Below are 23,702 nucleotides of genomic sequence, written 5' to 3'. Positions count from 1 at the left end.
CAATGAGACGATGAACGGCAATGGCACATAGGAAGGACACCCATGATTGCGCTCATCGGCCTGGTGGTCGGGATCATTATCGGTATCGTGGTTAACCCGACCCTACCTCCCGGTTTGCAGCCGTATCTGCCGATCATGATCGTCGCTGCTCTGGACGCCATCTTTGGTGCGGTGCGTGCCTATTTAGCCCATACCTTCTCGGATCGTGTCTTTGTCGTCTCATTCTTGTCCAACGTTGCCATTGCGGCTCTCATCGTTTGGGTAGGAGACCAGATTGGCGTGGGGTCGCAACTGTCGACCGCTGTCGTCGTCGTCTTAGGCATCCGCATCTTTACTAATGCTGCCGCCATCCGGCGTGAGGTGCTTCATGCCTGAACATCACGATCGACGGGAGTGGGCCGAGAATCACTGGCGCAAGATGGGCAAGGATCTGGCCTCGGTGTCTACTGGCCAGATCCTCGTCGCCATCATCTTGTGCTTGTGCTCATTCATGGTCGTCACTCAAGTACGATCCCGGCACGATCAGGACGCCTACTCGACGATGAGTCGGGCCGACCTGGTGACGATGTTGGATTCGTTATCGGATTCGTCACGCCAACTTGATTCTGAGATCGCTGATCTACGCGCTACGACAAGAGACCTCCAGTCGGGTGCTGATTCGCGCAAGGTGGCTCGGCAAGAAGCTGAAGAACGGCTCATTCGGATGAAAATCTTGGCTGGCACGATCCCCGTCCACGGACCCGGTATCAAGATCACCATTGATGATCCTGAGGACAAGGTTACTTCAGATATGGTGCTTGATGCCGTTGAAGAGATGCGTGATGCCGGGGCCGAAGCCATGGTTCTCAATAACAAGGTGCGTATCGTTGCTGATACATGGTTTGCGGCAAGCCCAGACGGCCTGCAAGTCAGCGGTACGACCGTCACCCGCCCGTACACTTTGACGATTATTGGCCAACCACACGCTCTCAAAGAGGGAGCGAAGTTCCGTGGTGGTTTGGTTTCCCAGATGGAATCGGACAAGGTAGGTGCCAGTGTCGAGGTCACGACCTCGCGCGATCTCACTATTACGGCGGTGGCCCGTCCACAACCGATGACCCACGCCACACCGGTGAGATGAGGCAGGCATCAATGCTCTTGGCGCGGTACTCTGCGAGTACAAAGATTTTTACGTCGCCCGTGTCATGGAGGTGGTGATGACCGAGATTCCCGATGATGTATTGTGCACCTCGGATCACCTGTGGATTAGGCCCGGCAACGGTAGCCGGGTGCGACTCGGAGTCACGTCAGTCCTCCTGGACCATTTTGGACCGGTGGAATCAGTGTCTCTTCCCGATGGCGGTGAGGAGGTCGTTTCCGGGGATTCCTGTGGAGACGTGGAGTTTTCCGCGCGTACCTGGGAGATTATTTCGCCAGTAGCCGGAGAGGTTGTTGCGGTGAACCCGTCGATTGACGCTGACCAGGTTGAGGCGGACCCGTGGGGGGACGGATGGCTCTTCGACGTGAGACTGTCAGACCCCGAGCAGTTGGACGAGTTGCTTGACCCTGACGAATACCTCGCGAGCGTGGGGGAGGTACCCCTAAAATGACTACTCCGGAGACCCCCGAGAGCGAGGACGCGAACATGAATAAGTGCCCCATGTGCGGCCACGTCAGTGAGGATGGCGCAAACTTCTGCTCCCGATGTGGGACCCGTCTTGGGGTGCCCATTGACACACCGGGGGACAACACTGGCGTGATCCCGACCATTACCGAACCAACGGTGGCTGAAGAAACCTCTCCCAATGTGGATCTTCCAGCCGGCGTCTTGCAGGACATCGCCGATCTTCCTGCTGAGAACGCCATGCTGATTGTGCGACGTGGCCCGAATCTCGGCGCCCAATTTCTGCTGGACCAGGACGAGACGACGGCAGGGCGTTCTACGCATTCCGACATCTTCCTTGACGACATCACGGTGTCTCGTCACCATGTGAAGTTCATTCGTCAAGATGGCCGAATGGTCATTGAGGACCAAGGCAGCCTCAATGGTACTTACGTCAATCGCACTCTTGTCGATGGGTCGGCGGTCCTACGCGATGGCGACGAGGTGCAGATCGGAAAGTTCCGGATGACCTACCACACCGGTGGTACGGCATCGGGGACGAGTGGGGCCGGTCGCGTCTGATGCCAAGGTCTGTCCGCACTATCGGACAGGTCATGAAGACTCTCAAACCGGATTTTCCCGATCTGAGCATTTCCAAGATCCGATTTCTAGAGTCCGAGGGCCTGTTGTCCCCTGAGAGGGCACCATCGGGATACCGCAAGTACTCCGATTCTGACGTCGAGAGATTGCGGTATATCCTGACCTGCCAGCGCGACCACTTCCAACCATTGCGGGTCATCAGGGACCACTTGGAAATGATGGACCGAGGCGAGGAGCCCCCGGTTTCCGAGGCGCCTCCTTTGCCCACTGAGAACGAGGGGACTCCTGATCCTCAGCCTCAGCCGACAGGTCAAGGAATTGTCCGGACCCGTGGCCCTATCCGGATGAACCGACGTGAACTCATCCGTGCCTCTGGCATTACTGAGGCCATGCTCATGGAGCTTGAGCGTCACCAGCTGGTACGACCCAAGCGGGGAGCCTCGTACTTCGGTCAAGAGGCTCTCGTTATCTGTGTCGCAGCACGTCGATTGGCGGCTTACGGCATGGATACTCGTCACATGCGTGCCATCAGGCAGGCTGCGGAGCATGAAGCCGGACTTATAGAACAGGCCCTTATCCCACACGCGCGGCATCCCGAGCAGGCTTCAAAGATTGCTGCTGAGACGACCAAGGTAATGATGCACGCTCATACCGCCATGGTCTACGACATGTTGGAACATTGGTCGGGTAACTGATCGACATGGGGTCCGCGCTAGGCTGATCGCATGGTCTTGCTCGAGGTTGCCGAGATTCGGACCGAGCCTGTCTCCGGAGCGGCGGTGCTGTTGCTCCGTGAAGCTGATGGTCGACGCCATCTTGCCTTATGGATCGCGGATCCTGAAAAAGCAGCCATTGCGGATGCCATCAACGAAACGGAACCTGTGCGTCCCCTTACCCACGACCTACTGGCGCGTGTCATCGCAGTCCTGTGTGAGGAAGAGCCGCAGTGCATCATTACCAAGGTTGAGGACGGCATTTGGTTCGGTGAACTGGTGCTAGGCGATATGCGTATCGACGCTCGACCCTCCGATCTGGTGGCCCTTGCCCTACGTCTGCCAGTACCGATCTGGTGCACCGAGGAAGTCATCTCCACGGCCGGGATTCTCCTCGATGCCGGCCCTGAGGACGCTCTCGAAGAGTTCCGGCACTTCCTTGATGAGGTGAGCCCTGACGACTTTGGGCCGGGACCCTCGACCTCTGGTTGACCTTAAGGCCACAGTAAAACACCTAGTGAAATGCATGTTTGAGGTAGGAGAGTGCGAACGATGTGAGGCAGACGGCGTGGCTTCGACGTTGTTGGAGGCTCGCGCCGTAGCGTCAAGGACGTCGGCGAGGCGCCACGCTTCGTCAATGAGACCATGAGTAGAACTGGTGAAGGGTGACGACATGGCAACGACCGGTGAGCAGCCGAGTGTTGAGATTCCCCTCGACGGCCACGCGCGTCGCGGTCAGGACGCTCTTTTCGAGGGAGACTTTGCCCCGCTGCCTGAGGACATCGGATTCCGAGGCCCGGTCGCATCCGGTGCTGCTGGCATTAGCTATCGCCAGCTCGATTACTGGGCGCGAACCGGCTTGGTCCGTCCGGAGATTCGCGCAGCTCGTGGCTCGGGAAGTCAGCGCCTGTACTCTTTCCGTGACATCCTCATGCTCAAGGTTGTCAAGCGTCTTCTTGACGCTGGGGTATCTCTTCAACAGATCCGGGTGGCCATTGACCATCTACGCAGCAACGGGGCTGAGGACCTCTCTCGCGTCACTCTCATGAGCGACGGGGTCTCGGTGTACGAGTGCACTAATGACAACGAAGTCATTGACCTGCTGCATGGCGGGCAGGGGATGTTCGCTATTGCGCTAGGAGGGGTGTGGCGCGACGTCCAGGGAAGTCTTGCCGAACTGCCTAGCGAGCGTCTCAATCCGGTCGTGGACACTGAGCTCGACGAGTTCACTGCACGCAGAATCGCCAAGCACGCCTCCTGATTACGTGGTCATCGAGGGGAAAATGATCTCGCTCGGTTTCCTCCTTACGACCGGTGAGCGTGCATCAAGAGCTTCCTCCATGCAATGATTTCAACGAGGAGGCTCCCGTGAAGGACACCATCACCGCCATCATGAAGCGGCACAGCATCGCCCATCTGCTGCGAGCCCACACCCGGTTTAACCGACGTCTTGGTAATCATTTCGCCGCGTCCATTACTTATTTCACAGTGCTGGCGATCATCCCGGTCATTGCATTTGCCTTTGCGGTGTTGGGATTGGTGTTAAGCCGTTTGAGCCCCTACTTGCTTAACCAGGTCGTGGATTCAGTCGTAGGCCTGGCTACCGAATCCAGCGATAAGCAACAGATTCGCGCCATCATTGAGAACGCCATGAAAGTCGGTGGATCTGTCTGGGCGTTCGTCGTCTCTATCCTGACTGCGTTGTGGGCCGGAATTGGGTGGGTCGGAAACATTCGCAAGGGAATTCAAGCGGAGTGGGCTCCCGACTTTGACATGGTTGGTGATGACCGTGGTTTCATGCGAGCCAAACTCTCCGATATGCTCACATTCCTCGGTTTGTTACTGGTGACCTTATTGACGATCATCACCTCCCAGGTTGGTTCCTCCATGACCGGCATGCTGGCCCGGTGGACCGGCCTCGATTCGGTTCCTGGATACGGCTTGTTGCTAACGCTGGCGGGCCTAGTGGCGACGACGATTGCGGGCTGGCTCCTCTTCATTTTCTTATACACCGTTATGCCCCGAGTCAAGACGAGTTGGTCGCCAATTCTCAAAGGGTCCCTGGCGGCTGGATTCGCCCTCGCGCTGGTGCAGGTGGGTGCCGGATACCTCGTACGGGCCTTCAATTCTAACAAAGCTGTTCAAGCCTTTGGGTCGATCATCATTGTCATGCTGGTCTTTGATCTCGTCGCTCGATTGATCCTCTTTATTGCGTCGTGGATTGCCACTGCGAACCAGCCGGCTATCGATAAGGAATGGAACGATTGCGACGAGCCGCTGCTTGGACGCGGGGATTGTATGACGGCTGAAGGGCACTGGGAAGCAGCCTTAGCGGACCGCACCGCTAAGCAGGCGACGAAGGACGACGAGGACGGTAAGGAGGTTGTTCCTCCGGGGTACACGGTCGTTGATGGCGTTGCTCGAGAAAACAGTAATGGGGGAGATCAACGGCCGCATAAGGCGGAAGGCGCGGTAAGCCTTGACAACGCACCCGCGAGTTCTGGCACGGTTGCCTCGTCTTACACCAAGCCTCGCCGTTGGCCAATCATTGGTGCGAGTATTGTGGGGGCTATCGGGGGCCTGACAGTCAGCGCCATACTCGGTCGACGCCGCGAGGAACGTTGAACCACTGATTGCGCGATGCGTGATGTCTGGTCCGCTCACGGCGAGGCGACTTCAACTAAGCTGCCCAGCTGTGGTCTTGGTGGCGCTCGTCCACGGTGTGATAAGTCCCCACGTCGTCGGGCCCTCCCGGACCCAGAAAGGGAATTGCGACTTTGCAAGGGTCTTCGTCACGGAGAGCCAATTGTGCCTTAGCAGCCAGTCTTCTGGGTACGTTGTTTCCCGGAGTCGTCATGTTCACGTTGCCTCCCCTGTTTACCGCATGGTGGGGGGCCGTTACGAAGGCCTCGGACGCATCATTGGGTTGGGTGACGACGTGCGCGGTCCTTGCGTCGGGGTTGCTGACTTATGTCGCCGGGATCGTCCGGCAGCAGGTGGGTACCCGCTGGATGTATGTTGTGGCGACGGTTCTCATGCTTGTGTCTCTAGCAGTCGTGCTGGTTAACCCACGGTCGCTACCCATCGCTTATGTTTGGGCGCTGTTGTCCGGGGCATCCTCGGCTTTCACCTATTCTCCCTCATTGACCGCAGTCCAGGAATGGTTCCCGCGACGGTTGGGACTGGTCACCGGATTGGTCAACGCTAGTTTTGCGCTTCCCGCTGCTGCGGCGGCCCCTATCGTGGCGGTCATGCTGAGAAATTGGGGATTCACAGCTACGGTTTTGACGTTCATGGTTGCCGTCGCCCTGACACAGATGGTGGTGATTTTTCTTTCCACCCCATATTGGCTTGAGAAGAAACATGCGGAAGAGCTGGCAGTCGCGCGGAGAGAGATTTCTGGGCCGGCGGTGACAACTGCTCAAGCTGTGCGGACTCCCGCATTCTGGCAGGTGTGGGCGATGTGGCTCGCTGGCGGTGGGGCTGCCATTACGATGATGACTTTCGCTGCCACTTACTCCTCACATCTTAACGATATTGGGGTGCAAGTAAGTGCGGTGGCTGCCGTCACAGCTTTCGTTTCCGGAAATGGACTGATACGGGTGGTTAACGCGATGCTGCTCGACCATATTAGCCCAACGGTGATCGGGGGTGTTACATCCGTGACCCTCGCCTTTGGCTACATGCTGTTGGGGTTCGTCGCCAGTGGCTGGGCACTCATCGTCGTGGCTTTTCTAGCTGGCGTCGCTTTGGGGACTATCTTCACGATCTCCCCTGTGCTATTGACGCCCCTTTTCGGTATCAAGCACTTTGGTCCGATCTTCGGCCTGGCTTTCACCGCCTACGGCATTTTTGGTGCTTTTGCCGGACCGATGTTCAGTTCTTACCTGGCTCAACGGCTGGGATATGGCTTGGTATTCATCTACCTTGCGCTGCTGATGTTCTGGGCGTTCTTTTCCGTGCTCGCGGTCGGCCGCTCCCAGCAGCGAATGGCAACCTGGGCTTAGCGCAAGGTGGCCCTTCCGTTGTCAACCAGTCCTGACGGGGACCACGTTCATTAGGAAGGGCCACTGTTGGGCCATAGCTGTCAGGCCTGCCCGATCTCGCTGAGCATGGCGGTGAACCACGGCTGGGTGGTGTCGAAAGGCTTGCCGCCCTTGATCCGATCGAAGGCGATGTTCGTCAACTTGTCGCCGTTCTCCTCGTCCTGGCCGATGACGCCAGTCTTACCGGCCAAGGCGCAATCGACAGCGAGGTCAGTGCAGCGACCGATGAGCTCCAGGTCAGCTTCGTTCGAGGCCGCCGAACGGGAGAAGTAGCCAGACTTCTGGACCATGACCTTTTCGGCACCGAGCTTGTCGGCGAACTGTTTGCCGAACCAGGCACCCGGGTTCACCTTGTCGAGCTTGACGTGACCAAAGGGATCGCGCGGGACTTCCTGACCGTCTTTTTCCATCTCCTCAATAATGGCGTCCAGGCCAGCCCCCTCGGACAGGAAGATAGTGACGTTGCCAACTTCGTCCATGACCTTGTTGAGGCGTGCGGCTTCGGCCTCAAGGTCGATGTGAGCCTCGGGGACATATACGGCGTGGACATCCCAGGCCTTTTTGGACAGCCCGATCTCAGGTAGCCACTGTTGAGTATCGAGCCATTCGCGGTATTTGGCGGCGGTGGCGGCGGTGAGCCAGCCGCAGTTACGGCCCATGACTTCGTGGACGATGAGCATGCGTGATCCGGAGTTGTGCTCGCCAACGATGTTCTGAGCAAGGCGGGAACCTTGTTCCGCAGCCGTCCAAGCACCTAGCGACTGACGAATCGGCACGACGTCGTTATCGATGGTCTTCGGCAGGCCAACGACGGTGAGGCCGTAGTTATTCTCAGCCAGATAGGCGGCCAGATCGGCGGCGGTGGTATTGGTGTCGTCACCACCGATGGTGTGCAAAATGTCAACCCCGTCGGCAACCAGTCGATCGGCGGCAACCTTGAGCGGGTCGTCGCCTTCGGCGACCAGACCACGCTTTACGAGGTCGGCGGCGTTGGTCAGCTTGACCCGCGAGTTGCCAATCGGGGATCCACCAAAACGCTTGAGGATCTCGGCATTCTTGCGAACGGTGTCGGTGACCTCGAGGAAGTCTCCCTTGAGCAGGCCCTCGTAGCCGTGCTTGTAAGCGATGATCTCGACCTCAGGTGCTACCTCGGTGTAGCGCTGGATCAATCCACTGATCGCGGTGGATAGGCACGGCGCAAATCCGCCCGCGGTGAGGAGTGCGACCTTCTTGACGGCCATAGGGAAACCTTTCATTTGTCGTGTGGGGTAACGCTAGCAAGCCTATGGTATGAGTCGAACCGGCACACAGGGGAGTAAAAGTCAACCCTTGCCGGACCGATGGTTGTCGTGCTGTTGTGCTGGCATGACGATGCATCCCTCGCGCGATCGACACTCGACCCCAGCGTTCTCGCGATGGCGTTTCCCTGTCTCCCCACAGCGACGTCGTGGCGATCGCGGCGTGAGTATGTCTGTTCTTGTCACCGTGTTACTGCCCATCCTTCTGATATCCGCGGGGGTGGCGGTCGATGGTGCAGGGCGATCTCGGGCAACACGCGTCGCCCACACTGTTGCCGCCGAGGCGGCTCGAGCCGGGTGTGAGGAAGGATCCGCGGCACAGCTCGTCGGTCAAGATGGGTCTAGCGCTGCTCGTGTGGCGGCGGAGGCATCCGCGCGAAAGGCTAAAGCGGATGGGCTAAGCCAGCTTGTCATCGACGTCAATGGAGACGCCGTCAGCGTCGCGACGGAAATCACCCGGCCTACTCGTCTATTAGCCCTTATTGGACTAACCGAAGTACACGGTCGGGCGAGCGAAATGTGTACTTTGCTGGCTCGCTGAGGCCGTTGCAGCGATACGATGATGAGGTGTCTAAGTATTTCCCGGTCCACCCGGAGAACCCGCAGCAGCGTTCTCTCAATCAGGTCGTCGACATCCTGCACCATGGCGGTCTTATCGCCTACCCGACAGACACGGGTTATGCCTTCGGTGCCCGGCTGGGAAATAAGGATGCCGTGGACCGGATTCGCAAACTTCGCCAGTTATCTGACAAGCATCACTTCACCCTGGTCATGAGCCAGTTTGCGCAGGTTGGCCAGTATGTCCAGATGGATAACTGGGTGTTTCGTGCCGTCAGTGCCGCTGTGCCAGGGCGATACACCTTCATTCTCAATGCCACTCGTGATGTTCCGAAGGTCATGCTGCACCCGCGAAAGAAAACCGTTGGGGTGCGCGTCCCCGAGCATGTGACAGCCCTGGCCCTGCTGGAAGCATTGAATGAGCCCATTGTCTCCTCCACCCTCATCCTGCCCGGTCAGGACACACCTATGGTCGACGGTTGGCAGGTTCAAGACGAGATCGGTGACCAACTCGATGCTGTCCTCGACTCAGGGGACTGTGGCGTCGAACCGACTACGGTGGTTGACTTCACCTCCGGTGAGGCGGTCATCACCCGTCGCGGTGCCGGGGACCCCTCACTTTTCGAGTGAAGCCATAAGCCTATGGACATGGTTTGCTGACGAAGGGTTGTAAGAGAGTGCTTGGTCTGATAGGGGCGATGGAGGATGAAGTGCGCCTCATCCGAGCTGACCTCGACGACGTCGAAGAGCTTGATGGCCCGTGCGAATTACTGCGCGGACGGTTAGACGGTACCCCAGTAGTGCTGGCTAAATGCGGTATCGGCAAGGTGAATGCTGCATTAGCTGCGTCAGCAATGGTTCAGGCTGGCGCAACACGCATCGTCTTCACCGGAGTCGCTGGGGCTGTCGCGCCCGGATTAGGAATCGGTGACGTCGTCGTCGGCAATAGGTTCCAGCAGCATGATGCTGACGACACCGCATTTGGTAATCCGATCGGTACTGTTCCTGGGGAACCACCGTACTGGGAACCGGATCCTGACCTTTTCGCCCTAGTGCTAGACGTATTGCGCGCGCTGGAGGAGCCTCGTGGCCATCAAGTGGTGGCGGGGCCAATCGTCAGTGGAGACCAGTTCATCGCTCAGGCCGAGAAGGTCGCCTGGCTACGTGCCACATTTGGGGCTAGCGCCGTCGAAATGGAAGGTGCGGCTCTAGCACAGGCAGCCAATCGTCTCGGTGTACCTTTCGCTGTGGTGCGGATTCTGTCCGACTCTGCCGACGGTGATGCGGTAGCGGATTTTCCAGCATTCCTTAACAACGCGGCCCATCGTGGTCGCGACCTCGCTCACGCCTTAGCTTGGCAGCACGGGCTCACGGCTTGACGAGGCTGTCAGGCTCGTACGAGCAGGGCCCCTGGGGCCACACGGGTCCTCATTGTCGTCACTGTGCCGATGGGGTCTCCATCAACTTCCGCCAGGATCGGGCCGGAACCGGACATGACGAGGGCTGTTCGCGACGTCGCGTGGCGCACGAGGCGATGGCCGTGCCGATGTCGGGTGACAAAATGGTTGAGGACGGCGATCCATCCGACAATGCCATGGGGAGACAGCGTGAGGACGTCAAGGGCCCCATCGTCAATGCGGCCGTCGGGGACGAGAACGACGCCGCCGGGAAGTACTGAGCAATTGCAGACCAACACCGTTCGCGCCCGAGTGATGACGGGGCGGCGTCCTTCGACGCTTGCTCTGACTTGGAAGCCCGGCTGCACCAGGGTCAGGGCACCCGAGGCGACATAGGCTAGCCAGCCGACTTTGTCCTTGAGGCGGTCTCGGGTACCGGCCATTGTCTGGGCGTCCATTCCCATCCCAATGATGACGGTAAAGCAGATTTCCTCGGACTCATCGAATCGGACATAGCCTAGATCAATTGCCCTGACCGGGCGGGTTAGCGCGGCATCGAGGGATGCGGCGAGATCGGTATGCGGCAACTCGAGGTTACGGGCCAAAAGGTTCCCAGTGCCCATCCCAAGTATTCCCATGGGAACCCCAGTGTTGGCTAGGCCTGCGCTGACTTGACGGACAGTGCCGTCACCCCCAAGAGCGAGGACCAACTCGGCCCCCTCATCGACGGCCTTACAGGCTAGACCCTGGCCGTGGTCGTCGACCGTCGTGGGGAAGAAAACAGGGGTGACGCCGCAGTACTCACGGCACTTCTTTTCGATGAGGTCGTGCCAGTGAGGGTTGTTCTGCGTCTTGACAGAGTTGTGGACTACTGCCACCTTGCGGGGCTGAGATGTCTGCACGCCGCTAGCCTAGGGCATCTTACCGCAGCTGCTCGTGTGTCTCTTCACGCTTCGATGTCGACCCAGCACTGGCCCGCCGGCGTAAGTCTGACCTCGCGACCCAGCAGCTTGGCCAGATCAATAGCCATCTGACTCGCACGGTCGGCGCGGCACGCCAACGTCACGATGGACCCTTTAGCGGTGTATTCCACGTTGGTGACTTCATGCCCGGCGGCACGGATAATGCCCTCCTCGTGACCAGCTCGACGCAGGCCGATGGTAGTCGTAAAGGTGTCCATCATGACCCGTCGGTGGAAGGCAGCCACTGTTAGAGCGTTGCCAACGGCGTTCCCATAGGCCCGGGTGAGACCTCCGGTCCCCAACTTGATGCCGCCGAACCACCGACTAGTGACAGCGACGACATCGGACAGATACGGATTTCCTCTCGGATCCGCCGCTGTGAGGGCCGCCAAGGTGGGCATTCCCGCTGTGCCGGCAGGTTCGCCGTCGTCATTGCACCGTTGAACCCCACGATCTGCTCCCAGTACGAAGGCGGAGACATGGTGGTGGGCGTTGTGGCCGTCGTGCCGAGCCTGGGCGATAACCTTCCGAGCCTCGTCCTCACAGGTCACGCGCACCAGCCGGGTGAGGAAGATTGATCGCTTGATCTCAAGTTCTATCTCAACTGGGCCTGCCAGAACGCTGTACTCGATCACTTGACCCCCGGTAGAGAGGTCACCATATCCATCCGAATCTTCTCCATCTCTTCGGCGACGCTGTGGGCGTCAAGGTTCTGGCTCGAAATCGGCGGAAGACCTGTAATGAAGATGGCGATATCGGCCAGCAGCCGCCGAGCCCAAGGTACCTGTCCGTTACCAGTGTGCCAACAGACCGAAAGCAGGTCGTAGCCGGTTTCGGTGACAGTGCGGTCTACTTTGGACCAATCTTGTAAAGCCTGCGGAGCATCAGGACGGGTGGCCGACAGCAAGGCCGAACCTTGGATGAGTTCGTGGACCATCTGATTGCGCTCGATCTGAGCTTGCGGGGCTTTGGTGCGTCCCTGAGACAGGGATCTCAGTACTGGCATCATGGAACGAAGGGTTCGGCGATATTGACTTCGTACCAGCAGTACTGGGGCGCGTCGACCGACGATGTGGATGGTGACGATGCCGACTGTCAAGCCCACAATAGTTTCGACGATGCGGTCCTGGGCGAGCTGGTACATCTGACCGGGCTTTGTTAGTGGCGTCATGAATAGTGCGAAGCAGGTGATAAAGATGCAGGCGAGACCGTAATTGCGCGTCACCAGGGCTTGCATGGTCCACAGGAAAACGATGATGAGACCGATCTCAACCCAGCCTGAGAGGCCGAATGCGGCGATCGCGAGGTACAGGCCGAGGCCGACGACGGTACCGAGCACCCGGTGAATGGCGCGGATCGTCATGTCCGAGCGAGTTGCGTCCATGTGAATCATGATGAGGACGCTCAGTACCGCCCAGTATGGATGGCCGAACGGTAACAGGATCATAAGCAGAGAGGCGAAGAAGACACCTGTTGCTGCGCGCAGTGCCACCATCGTCGGTCGCGATCCCCGTTCTAGCGCAGTTCGCAGCAGGTAGCTGGCTTTGGGGCGACCAAGCGGAGTCCAGTCGACATGGTCCGGCAGGGAAACATCGGCCGAGGGGAAGGCCTCCAGTCGCAGCTCGTGCTCGAGTCGCATGTGGGCGGTGATGAGTCGGGCTCGCAAATCCGACAACTCGGACATCTCGGACGGGTTGTCAACGCCGGAGGAGTGACCGTCATTGTAGGCCCACCACGCTAGGTGAATGGCCGCGTGGGCCGCTGAACGTAGTCGTGCAACTTCGTGGCTGTCGGCATCGTCATCAGGTTCGCAGTAGGCGTTGACTGCGTTTTCAGCCTTGTTAACTGCGGCACGGACCGGGCGGTGCGGAGAGGCGAGGATGATGATCATCGATACGGCAGCGGCGATGAGGAAGGACGGCACGGTGGAAGTGAATACCGTGCTGACCGTCCAGCCGCGACTGGCCATATAGGCGCCGAATGCGGCTGCGAAGAGAATATTGAGTGGGCCCGGCGGGCCCAGCTGCAGGGCGTGCCATACCCAGATGACGATCAGGCTCCAGCTAGCGAGGATGATGGGCAGAAGCCATTCGATCTGCACCGACATCAGGCCCAGGCATTGAGAAAAGATCGTCGCAGTACCAACTCCAAGAAGGATTCGGGCTCGTGACAAGGGAGCATTGCTGTTGCCGGCTAGGGCGCCCATTGCTCCTATCATGCCCATAGCCGCATGCGTCGGGCTGACGATCAGGCCCATAGTCACGAGGGACACAGCTATCGGGATGACGAAGATGACCGCCTGGCGGCTGCGCCCAGGGGCAGGATGAATGGTGATGAGTTTGCGTATCAGCTGCCGAGGTTTCGACGGCTGGTTGGGTTTGCTCATGCGCGACCCGTACCGGTGCTCGTCGTAGGCCGGCCCATAGTGGCAGTAATAGACCAGCCAGTGTCCACGTCGGTAATTGTCGCGGTGATCATGCCAGTTTCAAGAATAGTGTAAGTCTCCTCAATGACATGGCCGTTATTGATTTCCTGCCCTTCGACCTGGTCAGCATCGAATTCAGCGCTGGAGTATTGCAGGGTTTCGTCAAGGGGGAAAACGACGGTAGCGAGGGGAAAGAGGTCGCCTACCGGCTCGCCGATGGCGTCGGTTCGCGAGAACTCCACAAAGCGGAATACGCCAATGTTGTGGCGGTAGCGGTACTTTCTCGTGATGATGGTCGTCCCCGCTAGCCGAGTAGTTTGGTCGGTAAGGACGTCGAACTCAATCCCACCTCCGGATTCTGTCTCACGGAAAACACCGAAGCCACGCGATAGACGATCGCCGATGCCGAGGGTGTCAGCGTCGGCTGCGACAGCCAGGCCGATGGCGGTTGCAGGCATCGGATGAGGGGAGCGGTGTACCTTTCGGCCACATAACTCACGCAGACGGCGCGGGACGATGGGCAAAGATGTCGCCCCGGCCACAAGGTGGATGCCTGCGACGTCAGAATCAGTATCGTTGAGCAGAGAGGATAGTGGCTCCATCGTCTCAATAGTGCGATCTATAAGAGGCTTGCACGCTCGTGCCACCTCGGCCATCGGAATATGTAGGATCGTTGAATCCAGATCGACGAAAAGATTGCGTTCCTGACGCAGAGTAAATTCCATAGCAGCCACCGCAGTGTAGGTGGTTCCTAGGTCGATTCCCAGATCCGTGGTGGGCAGTCTAGGCTCGGGTACCGACACCGCCGTCAGTTGTCCAGGTCGCCCCCGCGGCGGGGGTGATAATCAGGCTTGTCGTCGTCGGAAGTATCATCGCTACTGCGTCGGGGACCAGAGCCTTGAGTGCCGGGATCGTCGTTGCTGGATCCATCATCCTCGTCGATTGAGCGCAGGAAGTCTTCGACTTCAGCACCGATGTCCTCGGCATCTGGGACGGCAACTTGCGTTGTGCCGAGCTCTCGCTGGGCAACCCGGGAGTCGTACTGCTCCTCTAGAGCATGGAGCATAGCTTTGAGCTCTTCAGAATTATTGACCTGGGTATCGATCTCGGCACGGACTGTGTTGGCAGCTACAGCCAAGGAGTTGATAGGCAGTGCCAGGCCGGTTGCTCCTCGTAGTGCCTCCACGAGGGCGCGGGCCGATTCAGGATAATCCAGATCGGCTAAGTAATGGGGTACATGGGAGGCAAGCCCGATGACAGCGTGGTTCGTTTCCCCCAACCGCTGACCGAGTACGACGGGGAATGAGGCCGGTACCTGAAGACGGCCGAAGGGAGACGTCGAGCCCAAAATGAGTTCAGGTCGTGATGCCCAGCGTGTGACTATGGCAGGACGGGTGTGAGGGGTCGGTATCGGGATCGAATCGGTAATGACGGTCAGACGGATCCCCATAGAGTCGACAAGACTCGTGAGAGACGCCACCAACGATTCCCAGCCGAGAGCCGGCTCTGGGCCTTCCAATACAAGGAACGCTTGGCCAAGTTGATCGGTGACTTCGTGCAGCACGAGGCGGGGGCGCTCGTACCCCTCGAAGTGGTCGGTGTCGAAGATGATGGGCTGACGGGAATCGCGATGGTCCAGCAACAGATCGATGTCGAATTCCCCGAGCTCGTGGTGGGGAAGCTGGGAAAAGATGGCGTCGCGCACCCGTGCCTGTACCAGACCGGTGTCACTAAAAGACTGCACCAGAGTGATGAGAGTGGACACCTCCTGGTCAGGACCCACGATTCCGGGATGCCAGCTGAAGCGATTGCTCTGCCGATCCATGGGCGTCCTCCTTTCCATCGGGGCAGGTTGGTATAACCCCGTGAGTCTTCACTCTATTCCGTTGTGCTGATAGGTAGCCTGACCGCGTCGCCAATCGACTGAAGGACGGATTACATGAGGATGACGCGCCGAGCAACAACCGCAGTCGCCGTGGCAGGGCTGTCCTTGCTTGCCGGGTGCTCACAGACCAACGGAACAGTGCCCGGGGTCAGCGACTCCCCTGATGCGTGGTGGACGGGCTCACCGTCTGCGACGAGTGGGTCTGTCAATTCTAGGACGGCTACGCACGCTGCCGGTACGGCATCAGCGACGACCACTCCGGCGCCCGCAGCGGCCAGCGGTCCGTGCGGTTATGCCGTCGCGGGCAAGGCTGCTCGCCCAGTTGATATGCCGCCTTCTGACAATATCGAAAAGACTGGTTCCACCACCGTCACTCTTACGATTAATGACGCTCCCGTGGTGCTTACTGTTGATCGGGCGATGGCCCCCTGTGCCGCCAACGCGTTTATCTCGTTGGCCGAGCAGGGCTATTACAACGACACCTCATGTCACAAATTATCTACGGGAGATGCCAAGTACCTCCAGTGCGGTGACCCTTCCGGAACCGGGAATGGTGGTCCAGGGTACTCCTATCCCGTTGAGAGGGGAGCCAAGGCCGGAGGATCAGTTGGCTCCGGCACTCTTGCCTTGGTCGCCGATTCCCAGCATCGGCTGGGCTCGCAATTCGCCCTGGTCTATGGTGACTCCAAGCTGTCGGATTCCTTCCTCGTCATTGGAAGTATCGATAAGGACGGTGCTGAGAGCATCTCTGACATCGCTCATAAGGGGCTCGCTGACGATGGCCTTAATCCAAAGGTCGACACCAAGATTGGCTCGGTTGTGATGGGCTGAACCTTAGCGAGAGGTGAGAGGCCCCTTGCACCGTGATAGGAAGGCCGCTAGCACTTGCACGAAGACTCCCGGCTGGTCTGAATGCACCCAATGGCCGGAATTCTTAACACGAATTCGGCGCACTTGGGGGAAAAGTTCGTGCATGGCTTGGGAATGGTCGGGGCCAACATAGTCCGATTGCTCGGCGGTGATCCAGAGCACTGGCCCTTCCCAGATCGAGGTAACCGGCGGCCAGGAACCGATATCGGACAGTCCATTGCCCAATAGATCGAGATTCATTTGCCAATACCAGCGTTCATGATCGCCGGTTTCATGGCGCAAGTTTTGCAAGAGGAACTGCCGGATGTTCGGGTCAGGCACCCCGTCGGACATGTGCTCTTCGGCTTGTCGGCGGGTGGTCAAGGCTGTCAGATTCACTGACTTCATGGCGTCGACGAGAGGTGCCAGGCGTGTGAGACGCGAATCCACCGGGGCCATGTCGACGACGGTGAGGCTACGGGTTAGGTCAGGATTGTCGAGGACCGTCCGCATGACAACTTTGCTACCCATCGAGTGACCTAGCAGGTGGGCTGGACGGTTCCCACTGGTGGTTTTGACGGTGGCTGCCAAGGAGTCGGCCATGTCGCGATAAGAAAAAGTTTGGGTCCAGGGAGATCGGCCGTGGTTCGGCAGATCGACGAGGATACAGCGGTAGGCGTCGGGGTCGGTAGCAAGGAGATCCTTCGCCACGCGGGTGAAGTTTTTTCCTTGCCCAAATACCCCGTGACACCAGTACACGTCCTGCTGGCCGTTCCCGAGAGTGGTCAGATGAAGCTTATTCATGGGTGAGACCTCCAACACCCGGTGTGCCAGTGACGACGTTCCTCGACTGGGGACCTGGAGAACATCGATGGTTCATGTGGCCAGGCAACGACATGTGGGGTTCCTGGCTGGATTGGATGCAGACACCCCGGACAGGTATAAACCTTGAGCGCTCGGCCGGCAGGCACCGTGCGCACGATGTGCTGACCATCTTTCTTGTGCTCAGGGCGCGGGTGACTAGCCGTATTGAGGGGTCGGGGCGGGCGCTGCCATTTGCGCGAACCATGATGACGACCCATGGACCCCATTGTGCCCCACGTGGTGACCGAGAGGACAATGCCGAGAGACGGGCCTTGTGCCAATGAGTTCGAGGGGCTACGTTTAGTTCGGTTTGCTGGAGCGGGCTGTCAAGACTTGTGCCAATGAGTTCGAGGGGCGACGAGGTAGAGTTCCACACCGTGCGTCTCGTCATTGCCCAGTGCCAGGTCGACTACACCGGCCGTCTTACTGCCCATTTGCCGTGGGCTAAGCGGCTCATCGTCGTCAAATCAGATAATTCGGTAAGCGTTCACGCAGACGACCGGGCATATAAGCCTCTGAATTGGATGAGTTCCCCGTGCACATTGACGATTCGTCCTTGCCTGCCCGATGAACCGGCGGCCACCGCCGCTGTCGACGCCGAAGAGGTTTGGGAAGTTGACGCCCCGACCGGCGACCATCTCCAAATCCTGCTGGGACCGAAGGTGCTTGATGTCACCGAGGAATTGGGTATTGATCCGGGCCTGCAGAAAGATGGGGTAGAGGCTCATCTCCAGGAATTACTGGCTGAGAATCCTAATACTTTCGGCGATGGCTGGTCGTTGGTCCGTCGTGAGTACATGACGCCTATCGGTCCGGTTGACCTGCTTTGTCGCGATGCCGACGGGGTCTATGTCGCTGTCGAAGTCAAGAGGCGCGGTGAGATGGATGGGGTGGAGCAACTCACCCGGTATCTTGAACTGCTCAATAGAGATCACTTGTTAGGCGATCGCGTGCGCGGGGTTTTCGCTGCCCAAAAAATCAAGCCGCAGGCGCGTACCCTAGCCGTCGATCGCGGGATCGAGTGCGTCACTATCGATTACGACGCTCTGCGTGGCATGGACCACCCGGAGGACCGTCTCTTCTGACGTGCACACGGCTGCGAGGCTTATGACCTCCTGACCAGGGCCCCGCCGCGGTGTTATCAACGTCACTTCCCAGGCTTAATACCCTGAGGAAGGACCTGTGTTCTCTCATTGTCAGCCTCGTCGGCAGCAGTTGCACCGCTGGGTTGGGCGGACTCACTATCCTTTACTGCCGGAATAACCTGCGTGCGCTGACTGGCCGGGTCGTTGAGAGGAGCAGTCTCCTTATCGTCGGCCATCGACTGATCTGCCTGAGTATTCTGGCTGGCGGCTGGATTCTGCTGGGCCTGTGAAGCCTTCGGACTAATGACGATGGTGGCGTCATCGGCGGTCTTCCCCTCTGCTTCTTCAGCGAAGGGATCAGTGTCGGGGTAATCGCTTTCGGCTTCTCCGGCTAGGGCCTTGAGATTATTGAGCTGCGCGATGACAGCCTTCTTACGTTGGAGCAGAGCGGCAGTTTCGCGCTCAAGCTGTTCCTTACGCCAGGCGTACTGCTCTTCGAGACGTTCCTTCATCATGGCGGCCTGACGGTGGGCAGTCGCGATGCGATTCTCGGCGTCACGAGCAGCCTGGTTGCGTGTGGTCTCGGCCTCTTCCAGAGCGCTCTGACGAATAGCGTCGGCCTCCTGGGTGCGCTTGGTGACATTGTCGCTGCTGGCCTGCTGATGGGCGGTCGCCTGTTCGAGCAGCTGCTTGATTTTGGCTGTGGCCTCATCGTGGCTGGTGCGGGCCTCGCTAGTAATGTTCTCGGCTTCTTGCCGCGCCTTGGTCGTGATAGTTGCGGCCTCCGAACGAGCCTGGTCGAGGATCTGGGCAACCTGGGCGCGAGCATTCTGATCGATGGTGGCGGCCTTCGTGCGAGCCTCGGTAACAATCGCCTCGGCATGAGTGCCGGCCTGCTCAACGATAGTGCGGGCCTGTAGGCGGGCCTGCTCGATTGCGGTTCGTGAATCCTTGGCCGCCTGATCGCGCAGCTCGCGCTGGTTGGCTAGCCCTGCGACCCGGATATCGTCGGACTCAGTCTGGGCCGCGGCTCGCATATCGGCAGCAACCCGGCGTCCCTCCTCTTTGATGCGCTCGGCTTCGCTACCGGCCATGGCGACGATGTCTTTAGCCTGAGCTTCTGCGGCGGTGAGGATTTCGGTCGCGTGCACCCCCAGACGTTTGAAATCACTCTGAGTAGCCTCGGCCTGGGCCTGAGATACCTGCCCACGCAGGTGCCGGGTGAGTTGCTTCAGGGTCGATACCTGTTGCTCAATCTCTCGGACGTAGTTATCGACGCTGGTGCGGTCGTAACCCCACATCGAATGGGTGAAACTACCGGCCGCGCTGGCGGTGTCGTCGAAGAGGTTGAGTCCGGTCTCTTCGTCGAACTGGCCGTCAGAAACGTCTTTTGTGCTCACCGATGGTCCCCTTCCAGTAGGTGAATCCAACGGTACCAATCAAGACCGAATGACAACTGTGCAACTCACCGGAACGAAACAGACCCCGGGGCCAAGACAAACCGGTCCCGGGGTCAACCTCAGTGGCGTGACGTCAGTCCTTGTAGGGCATGCCGCCGGCCGGGGGCTCGGTGATCTCGATGAGGAGACCGCCGGTGTACTTGGGGTGAAGGAAGATGACACGGGAGCCAGCGGTTCCGATGGAGGGCTCGCCGGTGAAGACGGCGCCACGCTCCTTGAGGGTGGCGATCGTCTTGTCCAGGTTGTAGGTGCGGTAGCACACCTGCTGGATCATATTCTTATTCTTGGAAATGTACTTTCCAATGGTGCTGTCCTCGCTGAGTGGGGCGAGCAACTGAACGACGGTCGACTCCTCGCCGCGTTTGCCGGTACCGAGCATGGCCTCCTCGACGCCATGTCCCTCGTTCTTCTCACGGAAGAGCACCCGGAAGCCCAGCACGTCGCAGTGGTACTTGATGGCCTCGTCCATGTCCTTGACGGCAAAACCGACGTGATCAATACACGCAAAAGGATCGTTGTTGAAGTTCTCCATGGCCCAATCGTTGCACTGTCCACCAGGGCCCAACCAGGCGGGGTAGGTATTCTGGGAGCCTTATGTACAGGTGTGCTGCAGGCGATGGAACGCTGTGGGCTCTGTGCTCAGTGGTTCGCACAGCTCGCTGCCGGATAGATAATGCCGACGCGGTTAGCAGGCCACTCTTGCATCAAAAGTGGTGATAGAGCGCCCTTGTGTCCCGGCTGCGTGTCGAGCAAGGAGTCTTGTGGTGAGGTGTCCCCTTTCTCATGGCAGTGATAGCAGCCGCCTGGGGAGCGCCTCGCTTTCATCTCGATCACATGGACCGTTTGGTCACTACCACTATGCGCGAGTGCATGGGATTTCCGATTAGCAGCTGGCGCGATGCTCAGACGTGCATCTTTGATATTTCTGTTCTACAACCCTTCCTGGGGCGGTGTTCGGCTACGGCCACGTCGTCTTCGAGTCTGGAGGGATGAGGGTCTACCTGAGATTGGCTATGTCGACAACTCAGAGGAGTGCGATCTGACGATCCAGTGGGTGATTCAGATGGCTGGCCTGCGGACCAATGTGGCCAATCTACAACGACCATAGGCAACGCAATATCGCCCCGACCGCTCGAAGTGGTCGGGGCGATATTGCGCTGGGTCTTTCAGCCCCTGAGAGCTTGATCGACGATGTGGCGGGCCTCCTCCTGGACGGCGGCCAAATGGTCAGCATCACACAGGGACTCAGCGTAGATCTTGTACTTGTCTTCGGTGCCCGAAGGGCGAGCTGCGAACCAGGCATTTTCGGTCATGACCTTGATACCACCAATCGCTGCGCCATTGCCCGGGGCTTTGGTGAGGATCTTCTCGATTTTCTCGCCAGCGATAGTGTTAGCGGAGACGTCGTCAGGGGAGAGAGCCTTGAGGCGGGCCTTCTGCTCGCGGTTGGCGTCGGCGTCGATACGGGCGTAATAAGACTTGCCGAAGCGGTCCTCCAGATCGGCGTAATGCTCGGAGGGGGAGCGGCCAGTAACAGCTTTAATCTCACTAGCGAGCAGGGCCAGCAGGATGCCGTCCTTATCCGTGGTCCACGTCTGGCCGTCGAGATCAAGGAACGACGCTCCGGCTGATTCCTCGCCACCAAAACCGATATCCCCGCGCATGAGGCCAGGAACGAACCACTTGAAGCCCACTGGTACTTCAACGAGACGACGTCCCAGGTCAGCCGCAACCTTATCGATGAGGGAGGAGCTCACGAGAGTCTTGCCGATACCGGCGTCAGGGCGCCACCCTGGACGATGAGCAAAGAGGTAACCAATCGCCACAGCCAGGTAGGCGTTCGGATTCATAAGGCCGGCGTCTGGCGTGACGATGCCGTGACGGTCAGAGTCGGCGTCGTTTCCAGTCGCGATGTCGTAAGCATCCTTGTTCGCGATGAGAGAGGCCATCGCTGAGGGGGAGGAGCAGTCCATCCGGATTTTGCCGTCAGAATCAAGGGTCATGAATCGCCAAGTTGGATCAACCGTGGGGTTAACGACCGTCAGGTCAATACCGAGGTGGTCTGCGATGTACTCCCAGTACTGAACCGAGGCCCCACCGAGCGGATCGGCGCCGATGTGGACGCCGGCCTCGTCAATAGCATCGAGGTCTATGGCATTGCGCAGATCGTCGCAATATGCGCTGCGGTAGTCGTAACGGGAGACCTCGTCGCGCACCTGTTCATAAGGTTTACGACGGATACCAGATGGATCGGCGAGCAACTCGTTGGCGCGGTCAGCAATCCAACCGGTGGCGTCCGTATCGGCCGGGCCACCGTGCGGTGGGTTGTATTTGAATCCGCCATCGCGTGGCGGGTTGTGTGAGGGGGTGACGACAATGCCGTCAGCCTGGCGTCCTTCGCTTAAACGGTTGTGAACAATGATGGCCCGCGAGACGGCAGGGGTTGGAGTCCACTCATCGTCATGCTCGGCGATGACCTCGATGTCGTTGGCGCACAGTACCTCAATGGCGGTCGTCCATGCTGGCATGGATAAAGCATGGGTGTCCTTGCCAATGAAGAGCGGGCCGTCGATTCCCTGACAAGTGCGGTATTCCACGATTGCCTGGGTGGTAGCGGCGATGTGAGCGTCATTGAAAGCGCCGTCGAGAGAGGAGCCGCGGTGACCCGACGTGCCGAAGACGACCATCTGATCAGGGTTCGAAGGATCGGGGGAGATGTCGTGGTAGGCCGATAACACGGCATCGACATCGATGAGGTCGGATTCCTGGGCAGGTTTCCCAGCACGTTCATGAGCCATGCGGCCATTCTCTCACCGACTGGTGCGCCACAACAGATTACTGCCGGGAACAACCTCGTTAACGTGGTTCCCGGTCATGATCGTCAGCCATCTCGGCGAGACTCGTTCGGTGCATCTGGTTGAATGGATGACATGTCTTCTGACTCGATTCATCGTCACGATGCCGTCGATCTGTCGGGGCTGGCGGCCGCAGCCAGTTCCGCTGACTCTCCTGCTAGACCAGCTGCCCACGTCGGTTCGGCAACTGCCAGGACCTGGGTGGTCGATGGCACCGAAGAAAACTTCAACTCGCTACTCCAAAAGTCGGTGCAACATCCGGTGCTGGTGGAGTTCACCACGCCTCAAGCCCACGGTGCCAAGGAGATGGAGTCGCTCCTGCGCCGGGTTACCGATGAGGCCGCGGGCAAGTGGCTGTTGGTCCGCGTCGATATCGACGCCCAGCCCCGACTGGCTCAGAGTCTGGGGGTTAAAGCCGTTCCCATGCTCGTTGCGGTCATCGGTGGTCAACTCGCCCCGCTGGCTCAGGGCACCATCGATGAGCAGCAGTTTCGTCAGATCACTGAGCAGGTCACCCAGGCAGCGACGTCAGCGGGCATGGTGGGGCGCGCGGAACCGGTGATGGTCGAGGTGAGCAGTGAGGAACCGGTCGGTCCGGATCCTCGTACCGTGGAAGCTGAGAAGCTCATGGATGCCGGAAAGTTCGACGAGGCCGTCGCGGCCTACGATGCATTACTGGCCTCGGAGCCTAACGATCCGGTCCTCATCGCTGGCCGTAACGGAGCAGCACTGCTTGGACGGTTGGATGGTAAAGACCCCGCTGCCTTGTTGACTGCTGCTCAACAGCATCCTGATGATGTTGACGCCCAATTGGCTGCCGCGGATGTCGAGCTTATGGGGGGACGGCCCGCTGACGCCTTCAACCGGATCATCCAGGTGGTGCGCGCCACCCATGACGAGGAGCGCGAGACTGCTCGTACCCGGCTGCTTGACCTTTTTGAGATGGTCGGACAATCTACCCCCGAGGTTGCCGCAGCTCGCCGTTCTTTGGCAGCCGTGCTGTTCTGAGGTTCGCTTGGCTTGGTGTGCGCGTGCAGCTGGAGGACAGGGACGTCATCTGATCAATTCATGTGACTCGCTTCGGAAATCCACGGGTTCCAGCCCACAAGGGAGCTGAATCGTG

The 23,702-nt window shown here is 59.0% G+C and carries 25 protein-coding genes and 1 pseudogene; 15 read left to right on the top strand and 11 right to left on the bottom strand.

What is annotated here, in order from left to right; translation table 11 throughout:
- The first annotated feature begins 42 nt into the window (after positions 1 to 42).
- From LRP59_RS06110 to LRP59_RS06070, 9 genes are all read left to right on the top strand, one after another.
- Complete coding sequence (locus LRP59_RS06110; protein ID WP_002513635.1) at positions 43 to 375, top strand: small basic family protein; 333 nt, start codon at positions 43 to 45, stop codon at positions 373 to 375.
- Positions 368 to 1,120 (top strand): DUF881 domain-containing protein, encoded by a 753-nt coding sequence (locus LRP59_RS06105; protein WP_002513634.1) that lies wholly within the window; start codon positions 368 to 370, stop codon positions 1,118 to 1,120. Before LRP59_RS06110 ends, LRP59_RS06105 begins: the two co-directional genes overlap by 8 nt.
- Before the next feature lie 64 nt (positions 1,121 to 1,184).
- Positions 1,185 to 1,589, top strand: a complete 405-nt coding sequence (locus tag LRP59_RS06100) for a glycine cleavage system protein H (protein WP_002521662.1) — start codon at positions 1,185 to 1,187, stop codon at positions 1,587 to 1,589.
- A complete protein-coding gene (locus tag LRP59_RS06095) occupies positions 1,586 to 2,164 on the top strand; it encodes an FHA domain-containing protein (protein ID WP_002513632.1) in 579 nt (192 codons plus the stop codon). Before LRP59_RS06100 ends, LRP59_RS06095 begins: the two co-directional genes overlap by 4 nt.
- Entirely contained in the window at positions 2,164 to 2,877 is a 714-nt protein-coding gene (locus tag LRP59_RS06090; protein WP_002513631.1) for a MerR family transcriptional regulator, read from the top strand. The genes LRP59_RS06095 and LRP59_RS06090 overlap by 1 nt, the downstream gene beginning before the upstream one ends.
- 30 nt (positions 2,878 to 2,907) lie before the next feature.
- A complete protein-coding gene (locus LRP59_RS06085) occupies positions 2,908 to 3,387 on the top strand; it encodes a bifunctional nuclease family protein (RefSeq protein ID WP_002513630.1) in 480 nt (159 codons plus the stop codon).
- A 181-nt stretch (positions 3,388 to 3,568) separates the two neighbouring features.
- Positions 3,569 to 4,156: a MerR family transcriptional regulator gene (locus LRP59_RS06080; protein WP_002518983.1), complete on the top strand. Its 588-nt coding sequence runs from the start codon at positions 3,569 to 3,571 to the stop codon at positions 4,154 to 4,156.
- A gap of 53 nt (positions 4,157 to 4,209) precedes the next feature.
- Positions 4,210 to 5,520 (top strand): YhjD/YihY/BrkB family envelope integrity protein, encoded by a 1,311-nt coding sequence (locus tag LRP59_RS06075; RefSeq protein ID WP_002521661.1) that lies wholly within the window; start codon positions 4,210 to 4,212, stop codon positions 5,518 to 5,520.
- Positions 5,521 to 5,750: 230 nt separating this feature from the next.
- On the top strand, positions 5,751 to 6,902 hold the full coding sequence (locus LRP59_RS06070) for an MFS transporter (RefSeq protein WP_002532115.1): 1,152 nt from the start codon (positions 5,751 to 5,753) through the stop codon (positions 6,900 to 6,902).
- 80 nt (positions 6,903 to 6,982) lie between these two features.
- Here LRP59_RS06070 and LRP59_RS06065 read toward each other — a convergent pair whose 3' ends face one another.
- Positions 6,983 to 8,182, bottom strand: a complete 1,200-nt coding sequence (locus LRP59_RS06065; protein ID WP_002513626.1) for a pyrophosphate--fructose-6-phosphate 1-phosphotransferase — start codon at positions 8,180 to 8,182, stop codon at positions 6,983 to 6,985.
- A gap of 277 nt (positions 8,183 to 8,459) precedes the next feature.
- Here LRP59_RS06065 and LRP59_RS06060 point away from each other — a divergent pair, with 277 nt between their 5' ends.
- Genes LRP59_RS06060 through LRP59_RS06050 form a run of 3 tightly spaced genes read left to right on the top strand, consistent with a single transcriptional unit; the run spans position 8,460 to position 10,176 of the window.
- Positions 8,460 to 8,780 carry a hypothetical protein gene (locus tag LRP59_RS06060; RefSeq protein WP_002513625.1) on the top strand — a complete coding sequence of 107 codons (321 nt, stop codon included), beginning with the start codon at positions 8,460 to 8,462 and terminating at the stop codon, positions 8,778 to 8,780.
- Between the two features lie 26 nt (positions 8,781 to 8,806).
- Positions 8,807 to 9,427 carry an L-threonylcarbamoyladenylate synthase gene (locus LRP59_RS06055; protein WP_032499612.1) on the top strand — a complete coding sequence of 207 codons (621 nt, stop codon included), beginning with the start codon at positions 8,807 to 8,809 and terminating at the stop codon, positions 9,425 to 9,427.
- A gap of 59 nt (positions 9,428 to 9,486) precedes the next feature.
- A complete protein-coding gene (locus LRP59_RS06050) occupies positions 9,487 to 10,176 on the top strand; it encodes a 5'-methylthioadenosine/adenosylhomocysteine nucleosidase (protein WP_032499675.1) in 690 nt (229 codons plus the stop codon).
- 8 nt (positions 10,177 to 10,184) lie between these two features.
- On the opposite strand, the gene LRP59_RS06045 is transcribed toward LRP59_RS06050, so the two are convergent.
- The 6 genes and pseudogenes from LRP59_RS06045 to LRP59_RS06020 form a co-directional block, all read right to left on the bottom strand.
- The gene (locus LRP59_RS06045; RefSeq protein ID WP_002513622.1) at positions 10,185 to 11,096 is read right to left on the bottom strand and encodes a diacylglycerol kinase family protein; all 912 of its coding nucleotides are present in this window, start codon (positions 11,094 to 11,096) and stop codon (positions 10,185 to 10,187) included.
- Positions 11,097 to 11,140: 44 nt separating this feature from the next.
- The gene (locus LRP59_RS06040) at positions 11,141 to 11,791 is read right to left on the bottom strand and encodes a YigZ family protein (protein ID WP_002513621.1); all 651 of its coding nucleotides are present in this window, start codon (positions 11,789 to 11,791) and stop codon (positions 11,141 to 11,143) included.
- The gene (locus tag LRP59_RS06035) at positions 11,788 to 13,542 is read right to left on the bottom strand and encodes an FUSC family protein (protein WP_002513620.1); all 1,755 of its coding nucleotides are present in this window, start codon (positions 13,540 to 13,542) and stop codon (positions 11,788 to 11,790) included. Before LRP59_RS06035 ends, LRP59_RS06040 begins: the two co-directional genes overlap by 4 nt.
- An 88-nt stretch (positions 13,543 to 13,630) precedes the next feature.
- Positions 13,631 to 14,306: pseudogene (locus tag LRP59_RS06030) on the bottom strand (Hsp70 family protein).
- Positions 14,307 to 14,389: 83 nt separating this feature from the next.
- Entirely contained in the window at positions 14,390 to 15,406 is a 1,017-nt protein-coding gene (locus tag LRP59_RS06025) for a PAC2 family protein (RefSeq protein ID WP_002513618.1), read from the bottom strand.
- Positions 15,407 to 15,516: 110 nt separating this feature from the next.
- Entirely contained in the window at positions 15,517 to 15,723 is a 207-nt protein-coding gene (locus LRP59_RS06020) for a hypothetical protein (protein WP_002521650.1), read from the bottom strand.
- A 70-nt stretch (positions 15,724 to 15,793) separates the two neighbouring features.
- Between LRP59_RS06020 and LRP59_RS06015 the strand changes: the two genes are divergently transcribed.
- Positions 15,794 to 16,297, top strand: a complete 504-nt coding sequence (locus LRP59_RS06015) for a peptidylprolyl isomerase (RefSeq protein ID WP_002521649.1) — start codon at positions 15,794 to 15,796, stop codon at positions 16,295 to 16,297.
- A gap of 3 nt (positions 16,298 to 16,300) precedes the next feature.
- Here the strand turns inward: LRP59_RS06015 and LRP59_RS06010 are convergent, their stop codons facing one another.
- Positions 16,301 to 17,119, bottom strand: a complete 819-nt coding sequence (locus LRP59_RS06010) for an alpha/beta fold hydrolase (RefSeq protein WP_148378355.1) — start codon at positions 17,117 to 17,119, stop codon at positions 16,301 to 16,303.
- Between the two features lie 401 nt (positions 17,120 to 17,520).
- Here LRP59_RS06010 and nucS point away from each other — a divergent pair, with 401 nt between their 5' ends.
- Positions 17,521 to 18,264 (top strand): endonuclease NucS, encoded by a 744-nt coding sequence (gene nucS, locus LRP59_RS06005; RefSeq protein WP_002518973.1) that lies wholly within the window; start codon positions 17,521 to 17,523, stop codon positions 18,262 to 18,264.
- 62 nt (positions 18,265 to 18,326) lie between these two features.
- Here the strand turns inward: nucS and LRP59_RS06000 are convergent, their stop codons facing one another.
- The 3 genes from LRP59_RS06000 to pgm all read right to left on the bottom strand — a co-directional run bounded on the left by LRP59_RS06000 (position 18,327) and on the right by pgm (position 22,522).
- The gene (locus tag LRP59_RS06000; RefSeq protein ID WP_002513612.1) at positions 18,327 to 19,664 is read right to left on the bottom strand and encodes a DivIVA domain-containing protein; all 1,338 of its coding nucleotides are present in this window, start codon (positions 19,662 to 19,664) and stop codon (positions 18,327 to 18,329) included.
- Between the two features lie 133 nt (positions 19,665 to 19,797).
- Complete coding sequence (locus LRP59_RS05995) at positions 19,798 to 20,256, bottom strand: VOC family protein (protein ID WP_002513611.1); 459 nt, start codon at positions 20,254 to 20,256, stop codon at positions 19,798 to 19,800.
- Positions 20,257 to 20,890: 634 nt separating this feature from the next.
- Complete coding sequence (pgm, locus tag LRP59_RS05990; RefSeq protein WP_002513610.1) at positions 20,891 to 22,522, bottom strand: phosphoglucomutase (alpha-D-glucose-1,6-bisphosphate-dependent); 1,632 nt, start codon at positions 22,520 to 22,522, stop codon at positions 20,891 to 20,893.
- Between the two features lie 123 nt (positions 22,523 to 22,645).
- Between pgm and LRP59_RS05985 the strand changes: the two genes are divergently transcribed.
- A complete protein-coding gene (locus LRP59_RS05985) occupies positions 22,646 to 23,587 on the top strand; it encodes a tetratricopeptide repeat protein (RefSeq protein ID WP_002521645.1) in 942 nt (313 codons plus the stop codon).
- Positions 23,588 to 23,702 lie beyond the last annotated feature (115 nt).

It is taken from the genome of Cutibacterium sp. 37298, assembly GCF_023838685.1.
GTDB lineage: Bacteria > Actinomycetota > Actinomycetes > Propionibacteriales > Propionibacteriaceae > Cutibacterium > Cutibacterium acnes.
This window is presented reverse-complemented; position numbering and strand designations above follow the sequence as displayed.

Excerpts from the sequence above, each read along its gene's own strand:
- LRP59_RS06110 (WP_002513635.1), top strand. The coding sequence starts at position 43 with ATGATTGCGCTCATCGGCCTGGTGGTCGGGATCATTATCGGTATCGTG.
- LRP59_RS06105 (WP_002513634.1), top strand. The coding sequence starts at position 368 with ATGCCTGAACATCACGATCGACGGGAGTGGGCCGAGAATCACTGGCGC.
- LRP59_RS06100 (WP_002521662.1), top strand. The coding sequence starts at position 1,185 with ATGGAGGTGGTGATGACCGAGATTCCCGATGATGTATTGTGCACCTCG.
- LRP59_RS06095 (WP_002513632.1), top strand. The coding sequence starts at position 1,586 with ATGACTACTCCGGAGACCCCCGAGAGCGAGGACGCGAACATGAATAAG.
- LRP59_RS06090 (WP_002513631.1), top strand. The coding sequence starts at position 2,164 with ATGCCAAGGTCTGTCCGCACTATCGGACAGGTCATGAAGACTCTCAAA.
- LRP59_RS06085 (WP_002513630.1), top strand. The coding sequence starts at position 2,908 with ATGGTCTTGCTCGAGGTTGCCGAGATTCGGACCGAGCCTGTCTCCGGA.
- LRP59_RS06080 (WP_002518983.1), top strand. The coding sequence starts at position 3,569 with ATGGCAACGACCGGTGAGCAGCCGAGTGTTGAGATTCCCCTCGACGGC.
- LRP59_RS06070 (WP_002532115.1), top strand. The coding sequence starts at position 5,751 with ATGTTCACGTTGCCTCCCCTGTTTACCGCATGGTGGGGGGCCGTTACG.
- LRP59_RS06065 (WP_002513626.1), bottom strand. The coding sequence starts at position 8,182 with ATGGCCGTCAAGAAGGTCGCACTCCTCACCGCGGGCGGATTTGCGCCG.
- LRP59_RS06035 (WP_002513620.1), bottom strand. The coding sequence starts at position 13,542 with ATGAGCAAACCCAACCAGCCGTCGAAACCTCGGCAGCTGATACGCAAA.
- LRP59_RS06025 (WP_002513618.1), bottom strand. The coding sequence starts at position 15,406 with ATGGATCGGCAGAGCAATCGCTTCAGCTGGCATCCCGGAATCGTGGGT.
- LRP59_RS06015 (WP_002521649.1), top strand. The coding sequence starts at position 15,794 with ATGCCGCCTTCTGACAATATCGAAAAGACTGGTTCCACCACCGTCACT.
- LRP59_RS06010 (WP_148378355.1), bottom strand. The coding sequence starts at position 17,119 with ATGAATAAGCTTCATCTGACCACTCTCGGGAACGGCCAGCAGGACGTG.
- nucS (WP_002518973.1), top strand. The coding sequence starts at position 17,521 with ATGAGTTCGAGGGGCGACGAGGTAGAGTTCCACACCGTGCGTCTCGTC.
- LRP59_RS05995 (WP_002513611.1), bottom strand. The coding sequence starts at position 20,256 with ATGGAGAACTTCAACAACGATCCTTTTGCGTGTATTGATCACGTCGGT.
- pgm (WP_002513610.1), bottom strand. The coding sequence starts at position 22,522 with ATGGCTCATGAACGTGCTGGGAAACCTGCCCAGGAATCCGACCTCATC.
- LRP59_RS05985 (WP_002521645.1), top strand. The coding sequence starts at position 22,646 with ATGGATGACATGTCTTCTGACTCGATTCATCGTCACGATGCCGTCGAT.